Raw genomic sequence first — 18,328 nt, forward strand, 5'->3', positions numbered from 1 at the left:
AGGATTTACTAGCACAGTTGGTGTATCATGTCCAACGGAAAACTGGCGCACCCCAAGCAGTCCCGCAGAGACCTTTCCCACAATAACTACGTGCAGATGCAGGGTGACTCATGACTGAAGAGCAGATAGGCGTGAACGAAGAGCTTGACAAGCAGATGCTCATTATCAAGTCCTTTCTCGAACACCTCGAATACACATTGGGAAAGGATAAATACTCAGCCACTCCTTATGACCGGTTCAACGCCCTCGCCTATGCTGTGCGCGACTACCTCGTTGAGCGCTGGCTCGACACTCAGCAAGCCTACTATAACTCCGACAACAAGAGAGTCTACTACATGTCGATGGAGTTCCTGATGGGAAGGACCCTTTCCAACAGCCTGATCAACCTGGGGCTTTGGGAGGACTTCAAGGACGCCATCACCTCGCTGGGCAACGACTTCGACCAGATCGTCAACGAGGAGCAGGACGCTGGGCTCGGCAACGGCGGCCTGGGGCGACTTGCCGCCTGCTTCCTCGATTCCATGGCCACCATGTCCATCCCGGCCTACGGCTACGGCATCCGCTACGAGTATGGCATTTTCCGCCAACACATCATCGACGGCGCCCAGGTCGAAATACCGGACAACTGGCTGCGCTACCGCAACCCTTGGGAGCTGGACCGACAGGAACACCTGCACACCGTCAAATTCTACGGCCGAGTCATCTCGACATTCGACGCAAACGGTAAGCTGGTGCGCGAATGGGTGGATACCGACGACGTCATGGCCATGGCCTACGACACCCCCATTCCCGGCTACCAGACCCAAAGCGTCAACACCTTGAGGCTCTGGAGTGCAAAGTCCAGCCGCGAGTTCGACCTCAAGTTCTTCAACGAGGGGAACTACATCCGCGCCGTTGAAAAAAAGATGCAGTCGGAGACCATCTCCAAGGTACTCTATCCCGCCGACAACGTGGTGGAGGGGAAGGAACTCCGCTTCAAGCAGGAGTACTTCCTCGCCTCGGCCACCGTGCACGACGTCATCTACCGCTTTAAGAAGAAGCACCAGGACATGCGGCTGTTGCCGGACAAGGTGGCCATCCAGTTGAACGACACTCACCCTACCCTCGCCATTCCCGAGCTGATGCGCGTGCTCATGGACGTGGAAGGGGTCGACTGGGAAGATGCTTGGGAGATCACCAAGAGAACCTTCGCCTACACCAATCACACCATCCTCCCCGAGGCGCTTGAGCAATGGCCGGTCTGGTTCTTCGAGCAGATTCTGCCCAGGCACCTGCAGATCATCTACGAGATCAATGAGCGCTTCCTGAAGGAGATCCGCGAGCGGTACCCCGACGAGCCCGACCGACTCGCCCGCATGTCGATCGTTGAGGAGCACTGGGAAAGAAAGATCCGCATGGCGCATCTCGCCATCGTAGGGAGCCACTCGGTGAACGGTGTCGCTGCGCTACACACGGAGATCCTCAAGAACGAGTTGTTCCACGACTTCTACGAGATGTACCCGGAGCGGTTCAACAACAAGACCAACGGCATCACCCAGAGGCGCTGGCTCAAGATGTCCAACCCGGCCCTCTCCGGCTTGATCGACGAGTACATTGGCGAAGCCTGGACCACCAATCTGTATGAGCTGGAGAAACTTCGGGCCATCGCGTCCGATCCGGAATTCATCGGACGCTGGAACCAGGTGAAACGAAGCAACAAAGAAGGACTGTGCCGCTACATCAAGCAGCACAACGACATCGATGTCGATCCCGATTCGCTCTTCGACGTGCAGGTGAAACGACTGCACGAGTACAAACGCCAGTTATTGAACGTGCTGCACATCATCACGCTCTTCAACCGGATCAAGGACAATCCCGCCGCCGAAGTGGTGCCGCGCACCTTCATCTTCGCCGGCAAGGCAGCGCCGGCCTACGCGGCCGCCAAACTGATCATCCGGCTCATCAACGCCGTCGCCGCCGTAGTTAACCACGACCCGGACGTCGCAGGACGGATCAAAGTGGTCTTTCTGGCCAACTACAGCGTCTCGCTGGCGGAAAAAATCTTCCCCGCCTCTGACCTCTCCGAGCAGATCTCCACCGCCGGCACCGAAGCTTCCGGCACCGGCAACATGAAGTTCGCCCTGAACGGAGCCCTCACCATCGGCACGCTCGACGGGGCCAACATCGAGATCATGGAAGAGGTCGGACGCGAAAACATCTTCATCTTCGGCATGACCGCAGCCGAGGTGTCGCAGCTGCGTGCGCGCGGCTACAACCCGCGGGAATACTACAACGGCAACCGGGAACTGAAGCAGGTACTGGACATGATCGCCTCCGGCTTCTTCTGTCCCTGGTCTCCCGAACTTTTCACCCCGCTCACTGACTCGCTCCTTAACCTCGGGGACCACTACATGCTCCTGGCCGACTACGCTTCCTATGTCGCCTGCCAGGAACAGGTCGCCCAGTTGTTCAAGCAGCCCAACGAGTGGGCGCGGCGCGCGATACTCAACTGCGCCGGTATGGGCAAGTTCTCCAGCGACAGGACCATCGACCAGTACGCCCGCGAAATCTGGGGCATCAAGCCGGTCGACATCCTCCCGGGGGCCGTGGAATTACAGAGGCATTGATTGGATCTTTTTAACGGAACTGACGAACGATTCGCGCCGCTTGCCGAACGCATGCGGCCCCGCACCATCTCCGAATACCTGGGACAGGGCCACCTTCTGGGTGAAGGGAAGCTCCTGAGAAGCCTGATTGAAACTGACCGGGTAACCTCCCTCATCTTCTGGGGCCCTCCGGGCTCCGGCAAAACCACCTTGGCCCGCATCATCGCGGGCGCCACCAAAAGCCACTTCATCTTCTTCTCGGCCATCATGAGCGGCATCAAGGAGATCCGCGAGGTGGTCAAGGAGGCCGAGGACATCCTGAAGTTCCAAGGTAAGCGAACCATCCTCTTCGTGGACGAGATCCATCGCTTCAACAAGAGCCAGCAGGACGCCTTCCTTCCCTACGTCGAGCGCGGCACCTTTACCATGATCGGCGCCACGACGGAGAACCCCTCCTTCGAAGTGATCGCGCCGCTTTTGTCCCGCTGCAAGGTGCTGGTACTGAACCCGCTTGCCGACGAGGACATCCGGCAGATCCTGGTTAACGCCCTTACCGACCGGGATCGGGGTCTCGGGGAGTTCGAACTCACCGCCTCCGAGGACGCCCTTTCCTTCATGGCCGAGCAGGCCGGCGGCGACGCGCGCATCGCGCTCAACACACTTGAGACGGCCGCCCGCCTGGCCCGCGACGGCGAGATCAGCCTCGATATCGCCCGCGAGGCCACCCAGAAGAAACCGCTGCTCTACGACAAAGGGGGCGAGGAGCACTACAACGTCATTTCCGCCTTCATCAAGTCGATGCGGGGCTCCGATCCTGACGCCGCGCTCTACTGGCTGGCACGCATGATCGAGGCGGGCGAGGACCCGATTTTCATCCTGCGCCGCATGGTCATCTTCGCCTCCGAGGATGTGGGCAATGCCGACCCGCGCGGGCTGCAGATGGCGGTTTCGGCACTGGAGGCGTTCCGGCTGGTTGGCATGCCCGAGGGGAGGATCATCCTGGGACAGGCAGTCACCTACCTCGCCACCGCCCCCAAGTCCAACGCGAGCTACATGGGGATCAACCAGGCCTTGGCCGAGGTGCGTAAATCCGGCGGGCTCCCGGTCCCCATGCAGATCAGGAACGCCCCCACTAAGCTCATGAAGGGACTGGGCTACGGCAAGGGATATCTCTACCCGCACGACTACCAGGACGGCGTCGTGGCCCAGAGCTATCTCCCGGACCTGCTATCGGGACGGAGCTTCTACTCGCCCAAGGAGAGCGGCTACGAGAAAAGCATCCGCGAACGGATGGCCTGGATCAGGGGACAACGGGAAAAGACGAACGATCCCGAGCGGTAAGGCCTTGTTGAAAATGCATCACCCCATGATATATTCAAGCGTGCTTCGCCCGGGACGGACGAGGCCCTCGACAATACCAACCTCCAGCGGAGTCAGAGCATGAAGAAGATCGGGATTCTCACCAGCGGCGGAGATTGCTCCGGCATGAACGCGACGATCAGGAGTGCAACACGCACGGCGCTGGGACACGGGGTGCAGGTGGTCGGCTTCAGAAAGGGATACGCGGGGCTCTTGAAGGGAGACCTACTTGAGATGACCACCAGGGAAGTAGCGGGGATCCTGCACCGAGGCGGCACCTTCCTGCAGTCCGCCAGAAGCGAGGAGTTCCGCACCGTGCTTGGCCGGGAAAAGGCGGTTCGGCACCTGCAGGACCTGGGTGTGGAGGGGCTGGTAGTGATCGGCGGGGACGGCTCGTTGAACGGCGCGCTGGCGCTGCATCGCATGGGGGTGCCGGTGATAGGGGTCCCGGCCAGCATCGACAACGACATCGCCTACACCGACATGGCCCTCGGCGTTGATACCGCGCTTAACAACATCATCTACGCGGTCGACTGCATTAAGGACACGGCCAGTTCTCACGACCGGGCCTTCGTGATCGAGGTTATGGGGAGAAACTCCGGGTACCTGGCCAGCATGAGCGCCATCGCGACCGGCGCTGAGTACGCCATCGTTCCCGAGGTGGAGTGCGACATTGCCGACCTGTGCAACCAGCTGAGAAAACGCTACGAGGAAGGGCGCAGTAACGCCATCATCATCCTGGCCGAAGGGGCTGGGCGTGCCCAGAACATCGCCGATAACATCAAGGATGCCATCGGCTTCGAGACCCGCGTCACCGTGCTGGGGCACTACCAGCGCGGCGGCGCGCCGTCGGTCTTCGACCGGCTGTTGGGAAGCCGCTTCGGACACGCCGCCGTCGAGCAGTTGCTGGCGGGCGAGAAAGGTAAAATGGTGGGTCTTTGCTGCGGCGAGATCTGCGCCACGCCCCTGGAGACAGTGGTGGTGAGCGAAAAGATGCAGCAAGACGAACTGCATGACCTGTCCATGATCCTGGGGATCTAGATCGAGCACGGTATGCCCACATTCATCCCTTCCCTCACCCGCCCTTCGGGCACCCTCTCCCGGAGGGAGAGTGGACTGGGACGGCACAAGAACAAAAGGCCGCGCACCGGAACACCGGGCGCGGCCTTTGACGTTTTTGTTGTCCCTTTACGGGCGGCAGTAGGTGATAGCGGTCAGCACGGCACCCTCAGGGTCCTGGAGCACGCAGAAGCGTCCCACGCGGGGAATGTCGGTCGGCGGAACCACCACTTTCCCACCGAGTTCCTCTGCCTTGGCGGCGGTCAGGTCCACATCGGTCACGGTCACATACACGCCCCACCCCAAAGGCTTACGGGGACCCGGCCCCGCGGGCGCGATTCCCCCGACTTCCTTGCCAGCGACCTTGATCAGGGTGTAGTCCCCCTCCCCGTCCCAGCGCTCGGTACTCCAGCCGAACAGCCTGCCGTAGAAGGACTGGGCCGCGGCAACATCAGCCGTGGTCAGTTCGAACCAGCTGAATGCACCCTGTTCCCTGAATCGATCGGTCATCTGGCACCTCCTCGTGCTCTGGATGGGCAAACGAGGAGTAAGTATACTACGGAACCGGCCTCAACGCAGTCCCATGCGGGAAAGAGCGATGCCCAACCACTTGTTCAGGAAGTGATCCCGGGACAGGAAACTCAACGGCGGCGGCTTCCTGGTGCCGAGCGTGGCCAGTAGTGCCTTAATTTCATCGCTTGCGCCGACCGACATCCCCTTCCTGAGCACCTCCAGGGCCTTGGGCTTGTCACCGGCCACCTGGTGTACCCGGGCCAGGTTCAGGTAGTGGGCCGGATTCTCCGGCTCGAGATCGAGGGACGCCTGGCAAAGATCACGCCCCTTCTTGACCTGTCCGCGCTCCTTGGCGATGCACAGCCCAAGATAGGAATGCAGCAACGGGTTGTCCTGAACCTTCAGCGCCCTCTCGAAATGGGCCAAGGCAGCCTGGTATTCACCAGCAGAAAAGGCGGTGAGGGCACGGTTAAACAGCTTCTCGGCATCTTCCTGCGGCACAGGCTCCATAGATCCAACCCTCCGGTGGCTAAAGCAGTAACAGCAGATCCTGGTGTCTATCTATTTTCGTAGCGCAGTTCAGTTCACCGCGGTAGGCCACGAAGGGAACCCCTGCACCCTCGGCGGCGCGGAGGTCAACGTCCGAATCTCCGATGAAAAGGGCCTCTTCCGGCGCCAGGCCGTAGTGCTCCAGAACCTTGAAGAGCGGTTCCGGATGCGGCTTGGGGTTGTTGACTCGGCCGGCGGTCATGACACAGCTGAAGTAACCGTCCAGCCCGAAGGACTCGAGCAGGATGTCCATCGAGCTCGCGCGGTTGGTGCAAATCGCCAGTTCCACTTTCCCCTTCAACACGTCCAGGGTCTCACGCAGCCCCTGTTCCATGACCATGAGCGGGAAGAGTTTACGGTAATCGATGCTGGCGGAAAAGGCACGCACCTCGTCCATGCGATCGTCGCCGGAGAACAGGTATTCCAGCACGTCCCTGTTGCAGTAGGTGTGCAGGATGCGCATGGTGTCAACGTCCCCGCGGTTGATAGCGGGCTTGCCGAAGCGGTCCAGGATCAGGTGGTAAAAGGCGTAGTTGGCCTCGAAGGAATCAAATAACACGCCGTCGCAGTCATAGATGACTGCCTTGATCTTTTGGCTCAAAACTTTATCTCCACGGCAGCCTCACTCCGCACCGGCGCCGCCGTCCCGCCCCATCCCTTCCAGGTATTCCTGCCACTCGATGGGGAGCATGTGCTTTTTCTTGTTGTTGCATTCCTTGCAGCAGGGGACCACGTTCCCCTTGGCGGACTTGCCGCCCCGGATCACGGGAACGATGTGGTCCATGGAGAGATCGGCCGGGGGAAACTTCCCCTGGCACCAGTGGCAGACACCTTTGCCCACCCGGTTCTTCCACCACTGGCTGCGCCGCAGTTCGCGCGCCTTTTCACGCTCGCGTTTAACTTCCTCCTCGGAGACCTCGATGATAAAGTAATCCACTACACCCTCGTATCGGGAGCTAAAGCCCCTTACCTGCCCGCGCCGGCCCGGTAGCTGTCGATGGCAGCCCGCGCCAGTTCGTCGCAACGCTCGTTTTCCACGTGGCCGTTGTGGCCGCGCACCCAGACCCAGGTGATCCGGTGGGTCTTAGCAAGAGCCTGCAGCTTCTCCCAGAGGTCGCGGTTCAACACCGGCTCCTTCTTGGAGTTCACCCATCCCCTTTTCACCCATCCGGGCAGCCACTCAGTCATTCCCTTGGCCAGGTACTGCGAGTCGGTGGTAACCACCACCTCGCAGGGGCGAGTAAGCGCTTCCAGAGCCTGGATCGCGGCGCTCATCTCCATCCGGTTATTGGTGGTCTCGCCCTCGGCGCCGGAGAGTTCCTTCACATTGTCGCCGTAACGCAGAATGCTCCCCCAGCCGCCAACCCCGGGGTTTCCACTGCAGGCGCCATCACAGAAAATCTCAACCCGCATGTGCCCCTCCCCCCTGCTGCTGCAGCAAGGCAGCGATGGCATCCATCACCCGGTCAACGATCATCTGGTGAGTTTCCTTGCAGTCCTCCAACTGGTACAGATCGCTGAAGTCGAGCGGCTCTCCGAAAACAACCCCCCCCTGCAACCCAACACCGGGGAACTTCCAGCGGTTGATACCGGTCAGTGCCGTGGGGATCACGTGCGGCCTGGTGTCGTAGATTATCTTGCCAACGCCGCGGTTACCCTTGCCGAGCACGCCGTCTTTGTGCCTGGTCCCCTCCGGGAAGAGCATCACCTTCTGGTCGGCCAAAAGCGAGTTGATCTGCTTACCGGCACGCACGTCGCGACCGCGGCGAACCGGGAAGGCGCCCCAGGAGCGGTAGACCAGTCCCATAAAACCAGAGAAGAGCTCCTCCTTGGCGGGGGCCCACAACATCTGCATGGGGTGGCTGCGAATCACGGCCCAGGGGAGGAAGACGGTATCGTAGGCGGAGATGTGGTTGGAGGCAATGAGGACGCCCCCTTCGGCGGGGATGTGCTGGGCTCCCTCGACGCGGAACCGGTTCAACAATGAGGCGTAGCTGCCGATTACCCAGACCGAAAAAGTAACCCAGAAGCGACGTAGCAGTGAAACCTTCAAGAAGAAAACCTCTTCATCACGTGGATTTTATTGAAATAAAGTTGATGTATAGCATGAATGGCGCTACCGGGGCAACCGTTTCCACTCACCCTGGCAGCGTGAAGTAGAAGGTTGCCCCTCGGCCCGGCTCCCCTTCCCCCCAGACGCGGCCGTTGTGGCGGCGCACGATGCGGCGCACGGTGGCGAGCCCCAAACCTGTGCCGGGAAATTCCCGGTAGGTGTGTAGCCGCTTAAAGGGCTGGAACAGCTGCCCGGCGCGGCTGCTGTCGAAGCCTGCGCCGTTGTCGCGAATGAAAACGGTGGTCTCCCCATGACCCGTGGTCCTCGTACCGAGTTCCACCTCCGGGGCCTCAACCTTGGTGCTATATTTCCAGGCGTTGGAGAGGAGGTTCTCCAGCACTACGCGCAAGAGCTGGGGGTCACCGTACACCGGGAGTTGATTGGGGGCGCGGAAAGAAACCGGGCGATCAGGGTAATCCTGGCGCAGTTGGGCCGCTATCTCCTGTACGGCAGGGGCGAGATCGAAAGTAACGCAGGCAAGTTCCACCTCGGTGACGCGGCAGAGTACCATCAGCGAGTCGAGCAGCGCTTCCATCTGTATGCAGCCATCATGAACCAGATCAACAAAGAAGCGACCGTTGTCATCGAGTTGTTCACGGTAGCCGCGCAGTTCTTGCGCGGAGCTGTAAACCCGGGTGAGCGGGGCCCGCATGTCGTGGGAAATGGCGTGGCAGAACGCCTCGAGTTCCTGGTTTGCCTGTTGCAGTTCCGCGGCCTGGTGGGTGAGCGCAGCGTTAAGGGCGGCGGTTTCTTGTTCGGCGAGCTTGCGAGCGGTAATGTCGCGGACAATCTCGATGCCATACAGGGGCTTGCCGTCTTTTCCCTTGAGGGATGAGCCGATCAACTCGACGTAGCCCCCCGTCGCCGATGCTTCCGGCCCCAATTCGGCGCGGTGCACCTTTCCGTCGTCGAAAGAGGCAAGTATGTGACAGCCCGCGCAGGCCTCGCTCTCCTTGCGGTAGGCCTCATAGCAAAGGCGTCCGGCGTTATCACCGGTCATGCGCTGATGGGCGGGGTTTTGATAGAGAACCTTGAGGTCGGGGTCCTGGATGGAAACCGCCTCACCGAGGGCCTCGAAGATCCCCTCCATTTTGGCCCGCTCCCTTTGCGCCTCATCCAGCGCAGCCTGCAGTGCTTGTTCCAGGACAGCCTCGTTACGGTGGGCGCGACGGCTGTAGAGTAGCAGGCCGCCAACCAGGAAAAGCACCAGGGCGAAGTCCTCGTGGCTGTCCGAGGCCAGAAGGAAATCCGCCAGGGGTCTACCGCCAAAGAGGAGGTAATCGAGCAGGCCGTCAATAATCCAGAACACCAGAACGATCAGCGCTCCCAGGAGTATCTGAAAAATAAAAGAGATGAGCCCAGGTTCGGAGAGCTTGGCCCATCGGGCCATGCGCCGCATTACGTCCATACACCCTCGATGACGGCCCCGCAGCCGGGGCAGGTTCCATTGCTAAGAAGATTCTTTTCCACCAGGTAGCCGAGCCTCTTAATTAGCAGGGCGCCACAGAAAGAGCAATAACTGTTTTCGCCCCCCTCGGCTGGCACGTTGCCCTGGTAGACGAAACGCAGCCCCGCTTCCTGCCCGATGCGTCTTGCTTTCTGCAAAGTTTCCACCGGCGTGCGCGGCTGGTCGGTGAGGCGGTGCGTCGGGTAGAACTGGGTCACGTGCCAAGGTGTCTCCACCCCCACCTCGTCGGCGATGAAGCGGGCGAGCTCGCGCAACTCCTCCTCGGAATCGTTGCGGTTGGGGATCACCAGTGTGGTTAGTTCGACCCAGATGCCCTGCCGCTTGTAGTCACGGATGCAGTCCAGAACCTCCCCGAGCGCGGCACCAACCACCTGGCGATAAAAGCCATCGCTGAACCCCTTGAGGTCGATGTTGGCAGCGTCGAGATAGGGGGTGACAACGGCCAAGGCCTCACTGGTTATGTAGCCGTTGGTGACGAAGATGTTCTTGAGCCCGGCAGCCTTGGCAAGTTGAGCGGTCTCTAAGGCGTACTCGAAGAAGATGGTCGGTTCGGTGTAGGTGTACGCGATGGAGCGGCACCCAGTAGCGAGAGCCCGCTCCACCACGGTCTTCGGCTCCACGAAACTGCCGGAGCGCCCAACGGTATCTTCGTCGGGCTGGGCGATGGTGTAGTTCTGGCAGTGCAGGCACCTGAAATTGCAGCCGACGGTGGCGACGGAGTAGGAGCGGCTTCCTGGCAGGAGGTGAAAGAGAGGTTTCTTTTCAATGGGATCAACGTGCTCGGCGACCAGGTTGCCGTAGACCATGGTGTACAACACGCCGTCGCGGTTCTCACGGACCCGGCAACGGCCGCGCTGCCCCACCCCGATCAGGCAGCAGAAACGGCATAGCCCGCAACGTACCCGGTCCCCATCCAGCTTTTGGTAAAACATGGCCTCTTTCATGTCGCACCTCCGATTCCGGCGGGCAGGCAAATTAGCGAGCGCAAATATATCATTTAAGGAGCAAAAATTCCAGCGGAAATTTAAGGAGATGCGGGTCACGACACCGATGTCGTATACATTCCACCAAACCAGTGTTCCATGAAAAAGGAAGCAATTTTTTTTTTCGTTACCTAAATCATTTTACGCAAAGGTCAAGGTCAGTAGAACAATTACGCATACCCTTGTTTGATAATGAGAAATAGCATGTAAAACCGGCAACTTACTCCGAATAACAGGGAGGACGTTGACGAAAAAAGCGGAAATGTTTTAAAATGAAGGCTCAGGGAGAGAGGGAGACACAAAAGCTAAACTACTGTTTTAGGTGACTTTTTCGTAAAAATAGCACTTGACCAACCGGACCCGTTCTATATATTGTCAAAATCAAAATTACCGTTTGGGGAGAAACAAAACATGAAATGCCCGCATTGTGACAACAAAGTAGGAATCGAGATCGACATGCATTCCGACGGCTACGCCAAAGACCTGCTGGAATGCACCTCCTGCGGTACGGTCTGGCTCGAGAAAGCGTCCCAGATCATCACCGTGAGCAAGCAAGCCGCCTAAACGGGAATGGGGGCGCTACCGGCGCCCCCCCTCCGCCGTCCCACTTCCTCACTAGCCGAGAGCGATCTCCGGCACCACTCTCGCTGCACCAGCGACCAGTCCAGAAAAGAACTCATCGTAAACCGAAGCCATGCGTCCCCAGTCGTAACGTGCCACGTGCCCGTCCAGGCCGGCCCGCCTCTTCGGGACCCCGGTGAGCATGTCCCGCAAACGGTCCACCAGCGACTCGTCATTCCGGTAGAGAACGGCCTCAATGCTGCAATCCGGCACATGCTCCGGATAGGCCAGCCGGTCCGGCAGCAGCGCCTGGCAGCCGCAGTAGAGCGCCTGCACCACGCTGGCACCGAAGAACTCCTGGCGGGAGGTAACCGGCAGAATATCTGCACGCCAGAGCCATTGCGCGTACTCCCCAAAACTCTTCTGGTAGCCCCACTCCGCCACGCGCGCGCCGAGCCTCTCCCGCGCCTGCTGGAAGACCGCCGGCACCCGCCCGAAGGACTCCCCTAAAACCGCCACCCGGAACTCGATCCCCTCTTCGGCCAACTGGTACAGCGCCTCGAAAAAGACCTCCGGTGCCTTATCGTACTCCCAGCGGTGGTTCCACAGTAACAGCGGCGCCTCCGCCTCGCGCGCTATCTCCGGGCGAAAGGGCTCCAGCTTGCCTAGGTCCAGCCCCAGGGGGAGTACCCGGCTTTTGGCCGCGATCGCATCGACGCTGGTGAGATCGACGGCATCAGGGAAACGCTTCAGGAAAGCGGGGAGTTCGCCCAGGAAGGAATTCATGTGGTAGCGGGAGTTGAACAAGACGGCATCGGCTGCCAGGGCGCTCACGTAGTTGATAAAGGCGTAGTGCAGGTCGCGCTGTGAGTCAGGATCGGGGTCGCCGGGTGACCAGGGATAGGTGAGCTGGTTTTCGTGGAAGTAGATGGCGCTCGGGCACCCGTCGCTGAGCGGCCGGGTCAGCGCCAGGAAGGTAGTCAGGTCGAGCATGTCCGTGGCGAGGATGACGTCAGGGCGCGCTCCAGCGGCGAGGAAGCGGCTGGCGAGGGTGACAGCGCCGCCGTGCATGCGCCATTTCCAGTTGCGCCCGGCCAGGGTGAACAGTTCGACGGAGTGGCTCGAATGGGCGGCGTACTCGGTGGCCCAGGCGGCATGCGACCCGGTGCAATAGGGCTCGACGAGGGCGATGTGCATGGCTGGCGCTCCTATCGGGCCGGGAAAGCCCCGGCGGTAGTTAAAACATGAAGCGCCGCATGCTGATGTTGAGCAGGATGCCGACCCCTACCATCGAGGTAACCATGGAGGTCCCCCCGTAGGAAAAGAAAGGAAGCGGCACTCCGACCACCGGCATCAGGCCGATAACCATCCCCATGTTGATGGCAATGTGCCAGAAGAGCATGGCGGTAACCCCGACGGCAAGCAGCGAGCCGAAGCGGTCGTTGCATTTCTTGGCGATCCCCAGTCCCCACAGGATCAGGAACAGGTAGAGGGCAAGTATGAGCAGGCAGCCAAGAAAGCCCCATTCTTCGGCAAAAACGGAGAAGGCAAAGTCGGTGTGCTGTTCGGGAAGAAAGCGCAACTGGGACTGGGTCCCCTGCATGAACCCCTTGCCGAAGGTGGCGCCGGAACCGACCGCGATCTTGCTCTGGATGATGTGATAGCCGCTCCCCAGCGGGTCGAGGTCGGGGTTCAGGAAGTTGTAGATGCGCTTTTTCTGGTAGTCGTGGAGCAGGAACTGCCAGGCGATCACCACGGTGGGGACCGCTGCGGCGAAGATGGTTCCTAAGGCCGACCAGCGCACCCCGACGAAGAGGAGCATGGTGCCGGCGATGAGGGAAACCAGGATGGCGGTGCCAAGGTCAGGCTGCTTCATGATCAGCACGGCGGGTATCCCCAAGAGCAACAGCGGCTGCACTAGTTCCTTGAGGGTAAGCCCCTTGAAGACCGGATAGCGGCTGAAGAAGCGGGCGAAGGTCATGATGATGACGATCTTCATCGGCTCGGAGGGCTGCATGTTGAAGAACCCCAAGCTGATCCAGCGCGTAGCGCCCATGGTGGTCTTGCCGGCAACCAGCACCAGTAGGAGCAGCACCAGCACCCCGCCGTAAAGCCAGTAGGCGAAATCCTCTAGCATATGGTAGTCGAGGCTGCAGACCGTGAGGCACAGGCCAAGCCCCGCCACGATCCAGTAGAGTTGCTTCAGGTAATAGGGCGTGCCGATGTCCCGGTACGAGGACGAGGCGCTGTATATGTTGATGACACCGAAGGCGGTGATGAGCAGTACCACCCCTAACAGGGTCCAGTCGAAGTTGGTGAATAGCCGTCTATCGAACATCTCTGCCTCGTTTATCGCTACCCGCGGCGTTGACTGCGGCCGGGGCGGGTTTGGTCGTTGCCGGGGCGGGTTTCGTCGTTGCCGGCGCGGCGTCATCGGGTTCGGCCACCCCTTCGCCCCCTTCTTCATCCTTGGGTACTGCCTTGGGAACGGGCTTCTTGATGACCCCCTTACCCTCGAAGTAAGCGCGCAGGATTTTACCGGCCACCGGTGCCGCTGCCGAACCGCCGTGCTCGCCGTGTTCGACGATGACGGCCACCGCGATCTCGGGCTTCTCAAAGGGGGCGAAGGAGACAAAGAGCGCGTGATCGCGGAAGCGGTACGGCACCCCCCCTTTGCTGTCGCGCAGCTTGACCACCTGGGATGAACCGGTTTTGCCAGCCACCTTCACCTCCCACAGCCGCGCACTGCCGCCAGTGCCGTGCGCCTCGTTGACAACGGCCAGCAACCCTTCCTTGACGAAGCGATAGGTCGCCGGTTTCAGTCCGGTCTTGCCCAGCACCTGCGGTGCGAAGTCCTGCAGCACCTTGCCGTCGGAGTCAACCACGCGCTTGACCAGGTGCGGCCGTAAGATGGTACCCTCGTTGGCCACGGTGGCGATCATGGAAGCAAGCTGCACCGGGGTGGTGAGTACGTACCCCTGACCGATGCCTACGGGGAGGGTCTCGCCGGAATACCACTTCTTGCCGAAGCGCTTGAGCTTCCACTCCTGAGTGGGGATCACCCCCCCCTTCTCGTTCTCCAGGCCGATGCCCAGTGGTGCTCCCAGCCCGAACAGTTTGGCGTACTTGGCGATCCGGTCCACGCCCAGGCGCTCGGCCAGCTTATAGTAGTAGACGTCGCACGATTCCCGGAGCGACTTCTTTAGGTTCACTTCGCCGTGCCCCTTGTGGTCCCAGCAGCGGAAGGTGGCGTTACCGAACTTGTAGGAGCCGGTGCAATGGATGGTAGTGTGCTCGTCAATGAGCCCCTCCTCCAACCCGGCAATGGCGGTGATGATCTTGAAGGTGGAGCCGGGGGGATACATCCCCTTGAGCGCCTTGTTCTCCAGGGGGTGACGCTCATCCTCCAGATACTTCTTCCAGACATCGGGGGGCATACGACCGGTGAAATGGGCCGGGTCGAAGTCGGGGCTGGAAACGAAGGCGAGGATTTCGCCGGTATTAACATCCATGGCCACGGCGGCGCCGGCCTGGTCGCCCAGGGCCTGTTCAGCGGCTTTCTGCATCTCCAGGTCGATGGTAAGCATGACCGTGTTGCCGACGGTTGAGCCAGTCTCCGCAACCGTGCGCAGGAAGCGGCCGCGTGCATCCACCTCGATCTGACGGCCACCGTCGGTGCCATGCAGGAAGGATTCCCAGGACCTCTCGACGCCGCTCTTGCCAATGTAATCGCCGGCGTTGTAGTCGCGGTAGCGCTCCGAGTTCAGTTCGTCCTCGGACACCTCGCCGAGGTATCCCAAAAGGTGAGAAGCGAGTGTGCCGTTGGTGTAGGCCCGGATCGGCTTCATCTCGATGTTGACCCCGGAAAGGGCGAGCCGATTTTCCTCGAGAAATTCCATCTGGTCGCGAGTGATGCCGGAGGCGACCACCAGGGGGTAGTACTTGGCCCTCCCCTGCCCCTTGTTCCACTTGGTCTCGATCTCAGTGCGGTCCAGGTTGAGGTAGTGCGCCAGGTTGTCGATCAGCTGTTCCTTGTTTTTGACGTCCTGCGGGATGACCGCAACCGAGAACGAGGGGGTGTTGGAAACCAGCACCTTGCCGTTGCGGTCCAGTATGGCTCCGCGCGGGGCAGCCACCGGGACGAAGCGGAGCCGGTTGTTCTCGGACTGGTCGATCAGGTCCTCGGCGCTGATCACCTGCAGGTACCAAAGTCTGGCCAGCAGCAGAAAAAAGACGGCGCAGGCGCCCAGGGAGAGGCCGATGATGCGGCGGCCGCCACCATCGTCGTCGGGAAGGATATTGTTCAGGGGCTTCATCTCGCCTCCTCGACCGGGAGCCTTACCCCGGAAAAAAGGGAGGCGATCAACGCGTTGATCAGGGCCTGCGGAACGAGCGCAGGCAACAGCGAGGCGTACAGGCCGTTACCGACCGAGAAGACCAGAAGCAGTACAAGGTTCAAGAGGGCACTCATGATAGTAGCGATAAAGACAACCAACACGAATAAGGCGCGGTTGTCGGTGTAGAGTCGATCGGCAAGCTCAGACAAAAGGGTATAGATGCAGAGATAGGAGAAGGCATGCAGGCCAAGGTAGATACCGCTGAAGCTGTCCTGCAACAGCCCCAGGGCGAAGACGGCAACGCCGGCAAAGCGGTGCGGCAGTTTGAGCCCCAGGTACACCACCAGGATGATGAGCAGGTTGGGCTGAAAAGGGTCCTGCAGGTACCTGGGGAGCAGCGTCATCTGCAACAGCAGGGCGGCTATGACGATGGCGGCTATTTTGAGATAGGCAATCACTGGGCTAACCCGTGTTGAAGGAATCTACTCATCGCGCTGCTTGACCAGTACCAGCGCCTCTTCCAGCGTGCCGATGTTGACCAGCGGGCGCACCTCGATGGTCTGGAACACACCGTACTCACCCTTTTTCACCATGGTGACCTCCCCGATGGGGAGCCCCTTGGGGAAGACGCCGCCGATGCCGGAGCTGATCACGGTATCGCCGACCTTGACGTCTTCGTCCTTGACGGTGAATTCCAGGGAGCAGCGCCCGCCACCGGCACCGCGGACCACGCCGCGAGCGCGGGAGCGCTGAACGATTGCGGCGATGGCGCTGGCGTGGTCGGTGAGCAGGAGCACCCGGGACGAGTGCGGCGCCACCTTGACCAGGCGGCCGACTACCCCGCCGATGGATACCACCGGCATCCCTTCCTGTAGCCCGTCGGCGCTGCCGCGATCGACTACCAGGGTTTTGAACCAGGCCGAGCTGTCCTCGCCGATCACCGACACCGCCAGGGACGGCACGGCGATGCTCTCCTTGAGGTCCAGGAGCTGCTTGAGCCGCATGTTGGCAGCAACCGCCTCGTTGTCGGCGATGATGCGCGCGTTCAGGCGTTTCACGCTCTTTCTGAGTTCGATGTTCTCACGGCGCACATCGATCAGGTCGATGTAGTTGTTCCATATGTCGCTGAAAAAGCCGGTCGCGCTGGCCGCGGAACCAGCCACCGGAGCGGTAATTCCCATCACGGTGCGTTCGACGGGATTAGCGTGCTCCTTGTTCCTGAGGTTCAGGGCGTAGGTCAGAAAGGCCGCCAGAAACAGCAGAGCGGTCAACAGGAAACGCCGGTAGCGGATCAGAAGGTTTTTCATCGGCCTCAAAAAATGGTTAGGGGGCACAATGCCCCCTAAAGAAAAAATGACGATCCAGAATCACAAAATTTTGTTACGGAGTGCAGCGAACCGTCTCAGTCCAACTGGTAAGGCGAATCCACCAGTTCCTCGTGGCGTATCTCGTCCACCGGCTCGCTCTTGCCCTGCCCAGCGAAGAGGCGGTTAGGCGCGTTGAAGACGATGCCGTTGTCGGTACCGACGTTGCGGTAGGCATGCACCACACCTGGGGGCACCACCACCACGGTCGGGGCGTCTACCCCGGCGTACAGCACCTGCTTCACGCCGAAGGTCGGGGACCCGGCCCGGGTGTCCCAGAGGTAGACCTTGAAATTGGACGGGCCCAGGAAGCAGAAGTAGTCGGTCTGCTCGACATGCTCGTGCGGTCCGCGGGCCACGCCCGGCTGGGTCATAGAGATGTAGGACATGACCGGCATGATCTCCGGCTCCACTTCGTCAGAACGGAACAGTTCAGAGAGCCATCCCCTCTCGTCCAGGAATTTCTTGAGCGGCCTGCACGTTACGTCGTGGATGCGCCCCTTGGTGAATTGCTGTACCGCGCTCATTGAACTGTACCTCCGCCGCAAAGTTCCGTCTCGCTGTAAACCCGCTGCAGATAGTCGCGGTACGACGATTTCGGGGTTTCATCTATGACCTTGGCCATCGCCTTGCAATCGAGATAACCCATGCGCAGGGCGATCTCCTCAAGGCAGGCGATCTTCAGTCCCTGCCGGGCCTCCAGCGTCCCGATGAAGTGGGAGGCCTCAAGGAGGCTTTGATGCGTACCAGTGTCGAGCCAGGCAATACCGCGCCCGAGACGCTCGACCATTAGTTCACCGCGGCCCAGGTAGACCTTGTTGACATCAGTAATCTCGAGTTCCCCGCGCGGCGAAGGCTGGAGCGCTCTGGCGATCTCGACCACGTGCGAATCGTAAAGGTAGAGACCAGGGACGGCATAGTTGGACTTCGGGGCCGTCGGTTTCTCCACGATATCGAGCACCCGGCCATCCTTGTCGAAATCGACCACGCCGTAGCGCTCCGGGTCCTGCACGTAGTATCCAAAGATCTTGGCGCCGCTCTTGAACTCCGCGACCAACCGGTCCAGTTCCATCTTCCCGTAGAAGATGTTGTCGCCCAGGATCAGGCAGACAGGGTCCCCGTTGATGAACTTTTCGCCGATAAGAAAGGCCTGCGCGATCCCTTTGGGCTCGGGCTGCACCGCATAGCTCAGGCGGATGCCCCAGCGCGAACCGTCTCCCAAGAGCGCCTGAAAGCGGGGAGTGTCCTGCGGAGTAGAGATGATCAGTATGTCCGAGATACCCGCCATCATCAGGGTAGCCAGCGGGTAATAGATCATCGGTTTGTCGTACACCGGCTGCAACTGTTTGCTGGCCACCATGGTCAGCGGGTAGAGCCTGCTCCCGGCACCGCCGGCCAACAGGATCCCTTTCTTAATTCCTTGCGTCATATCACCCT

At 60.4% G+C, this 18,328-nt stretch carries 19 protein-coding genes; 4 read left to right on the forward strand and 15 right to left on the reverse strand.

The genetic code is table 11. The features are described 5' to 3' along the window. Positions 1–110: 110 nt before the first annotated feature. The 3 genes from K7R21_RS06750 (at position 111) to pfkA (ending at position 4,985) form a co-directional block, all read left to right on the forward strand. Positions 111–2,606 carry a glycogen/starch/alpha-glucan phosphorylase gene (locus K7R21_RS06750; RefSeq protein WP_224982504.1) on the forward strand — a complete coding sequence of 832 codons (2,496 nt, stop codon included), beginning with the start codon at positions 111–113 and terminating at the stop codon, positions 2,604–2,606. A gap of 51 nt (positions 2,607–2,657) precedes the next feature. Next, positions 2,658–3,926 carry a replication-associated recombination protein A gene (locus tag K7R21_RS06755; protein WP_224983422.1) on the forward strand — a complete coding sequence of 423 codons (1,269 nt, stop codon included), beginning with the start codon at positions 2,658–2,660 and terminating at the stop codon, positions 3,924–3,926. Between the two features lie 99 nt (positions 3,927–4,025). After that, complete coding sequence (gene pfkA / locus K7R21_RS06760; RefSeq protein WP_224982505.1) at positions 4,026–4,985, forward strand: 6-phosphofructokinase; 960 nt, start codon at positions 4,026–4,028, stop codon at positions 4,983–4,985. A 147-nt stretch (positions 4,986–5,132) separates the two neighbouring features. Here pfkA and K7R21_RS06765 read toward each other — a convergent pair whose 3' ends face one another. From K7R21_RS06765 to amrS, 8 genes are all read right to left on the reverse strand, one after another. Further along, positions 5,133–5,513 (reverse strand): VOC family protein, encoded by a 381-nt coding sequence (locus tag K7R21_RS06765; RefSeq protein ID WP_224982506.1) that lies wholly within the window; start codon positions 5,511–5,513, stop codon positions 5,133–5,135. Positions 5,514–5,573: 60 nt separating this feature from the next. After that, on the reverse strand, positions 5,574–6,026 hold the full coding sequence (locus K7R21_RS06770; protein WP_224982507.1) for a tetratricopeptide repeat protein: 453 nt from the start codon (positions 6,024–6,026) through the stop codon (positions 5,574–5,576). Positions 6,027–6,045: 19 nt separating this feature from the next. Further along, a complete protein-coding gene (locus K7R21_RS06775; RefSeq protein WP_224982508.1) occupies positions 6,046–6,666 on the reverse strand; it encodes an HAD family hydrolase in 621 nt (206 codons plus the stop codon). 21 nt (positions 6,667–6,687) lie between these two features. Further along, positions 6,688–7,002: an HNH endonuclease gene (locus K7R21_RS06780; RefSeq protein WP_224982509.1), complete on the reverse strand. Its 315-nt coding sequence runs from the start codon at positions 7,000–7,002 to the stop codon at positions 6,688–6,690. A gap of 29 nt (positions 7,003–7,031) precedes the next feature. Then, positions 7,032–7,478 carry a ribonuclease HI gene (gene rnhA, locus K7R21_RS06785; protein ID WP_224982510.1) on the reverse strand — a complete coding sequence of 149 codons (447 nt, stop codon included), beginning with the start codon at positions 7,476–7,478 and terminating at the stop codon, positions 7,032–7,034. Beyond that, a complete protein-coding gene (locus K7R21_RS06790) occupies positions 7,468–8,118 on the reverse strand; it encodes a lysophospholipid acyltransferase family protein (RefSeq protein ID WP_224982511.1) in 651 nt (216 codons plus the stop codon). Before K7R21_RS06790 ends, rnhA begins: the two co-directional genes overlap by 11 nt. An 85-nt stretch (positions 8,119–8,203) precedes the next feature. Then, on the reverse strand, positions 8,204–9,586 hold the full coding sequence (locus K7R21_RS06795; RefSeq protein WP_224982512.1) for a sensor histidine kinase: 1,383 nt from the start codon (positions 9,584–9,586) through the stop codon (positions 8,204–8,206). Continuing rightward, positions 9,577–10,590, reverse strand: coding sequence for an AmmeMemoRadiSam system radical SAM enzyme (gene amrS / locus K7R21_RS06800; protein ID WP_224982513.1), 1,014 nt, complete (start codon positions 10,588–10,590; stop codon positions 9,577–9,579). Before amrS ends, K7R21_RS06795 begins: the two co-directional genes overlap by 10 nt. Positions 10,591–11,040: 450 nt before the next feature. Between amrS and K7R21_RS06805 the strand changes: the two genes are divergently transcribed. Further along, positions 11,041–11,193, forward strand: a complete 153-nt coding sequence (locus tag K7R21_RS06805) for a TFIIB-type zinc ribbon-containing protein (RefSeq protein WP_224982514.1) — start codon at positions 11,041–11,043, stop codon at positions 11,191–11,193. Between the two features lie 51 nt (positions 11,194–11,244). Here K7R21_RS06805 and K7R21_RS06810 read toward each other — a convergent pair whose 3' ends face one another. The 7 genes from K7R21_RS06810 to rfbA form a co-directional block, all read right to left on the reverse strand. Continuing rightward, positions 11,245–12,387: a tRNA-queuosine alpha-mannosyltransferase domain-containing protein gene (locus tag K7R21_RS06810; RefSeq protein ID WP_224982515.1), complete on the reverse strand. Its 1,143-nt coding sequence runs from the start codon at positions 12,385–12,387 to the stop codon at positions 11,245–11,247. 40 nt (positions 12,388–12,427) lie between these two features. Next, positions 12,428–13,528, reverse strand: coding sequence for a rod shape-determining protein RodA (gene rodA / locus K7R21_RS06815; protein ID WP_224982516.1), 1,101 nt, complete (start codon positions 13,526–13,528; stop codon positions 12,428–12,430). After that, complete coding sequence (gene mrdA / locus K7R21_RS06820; protein ID WP_224982517.1) at positions 13,518–15,506, reverse strand: penicillin-binding protein 2; 1,989 nt, start codon at positions 15,504–15,506, stop codon at positions 13,518–13,520. Before mrdA ends, rodA begins: the two co-directional genes overlap by 11 nt. Next, complete coding sequence (gene mreD, locus K7R21_RS06825) at positions 15,503–15,985, reverse strand: rod shape-determining protein MreD (RefSeq protein ID WP_224982518.1); 483 nt, start codon at positions 15,983–15,985, stop codon at positions 15,503–15,505. Before mreD ends, mrdA begins: the two co-directional genes overlap by 4 nt. Positions 15,986–16,009: 24 nt before the next feature. Continuing rightward, positions 16,010–16,834: a rod shape-determining protein MreC gene (mreC, locus tag K7R21_RS06830; protein WP_224982519.1), complete on the reverse strand. Its 825-nt coding sequence runs from the start codon at positions 16,832–16,834 to the stop codon at positions 16,010–16,012. Between the two features lie 95 nt (positions 16,835–16,929). Next, positions 16,930–17,418, reverse strand: a complete 489-nt coding sequence (locus tag K7R21_RS06835) for a dTDP-4-dehydrorhamnose 3,5-epimerase family protein (protein WP_224982520.1) — start codon at positions 17,416–17,418, stop codon at positions 16,930–16,932. Then, entirely contained in the window at positions 17,415–18,320 is a 906-nt protein-coding gene (gene rfbA, locus K7R21_RS06840) for a glucose-1-phosphate thymidylyltransferase RfbA (protein ID WP_224982521.1), read from the reverse strand. The genes K7R21_RS06835 and rfbA overlap by 4 nt, the downstream gene beginning before the upstream one ends. Positions 18,321–18,328: the final 8 nt, after the last annotated feature.

The sequence above is a fragment of the Geomonas agri genome, from assembly GCF_020179605.1.
GTDB classification, from domain to species: Bacteria; Desulfobacterota; Desulfuromonadia; order Geobacterales; family Geobacteraceae; genus Geomonas; species Geomonas agri.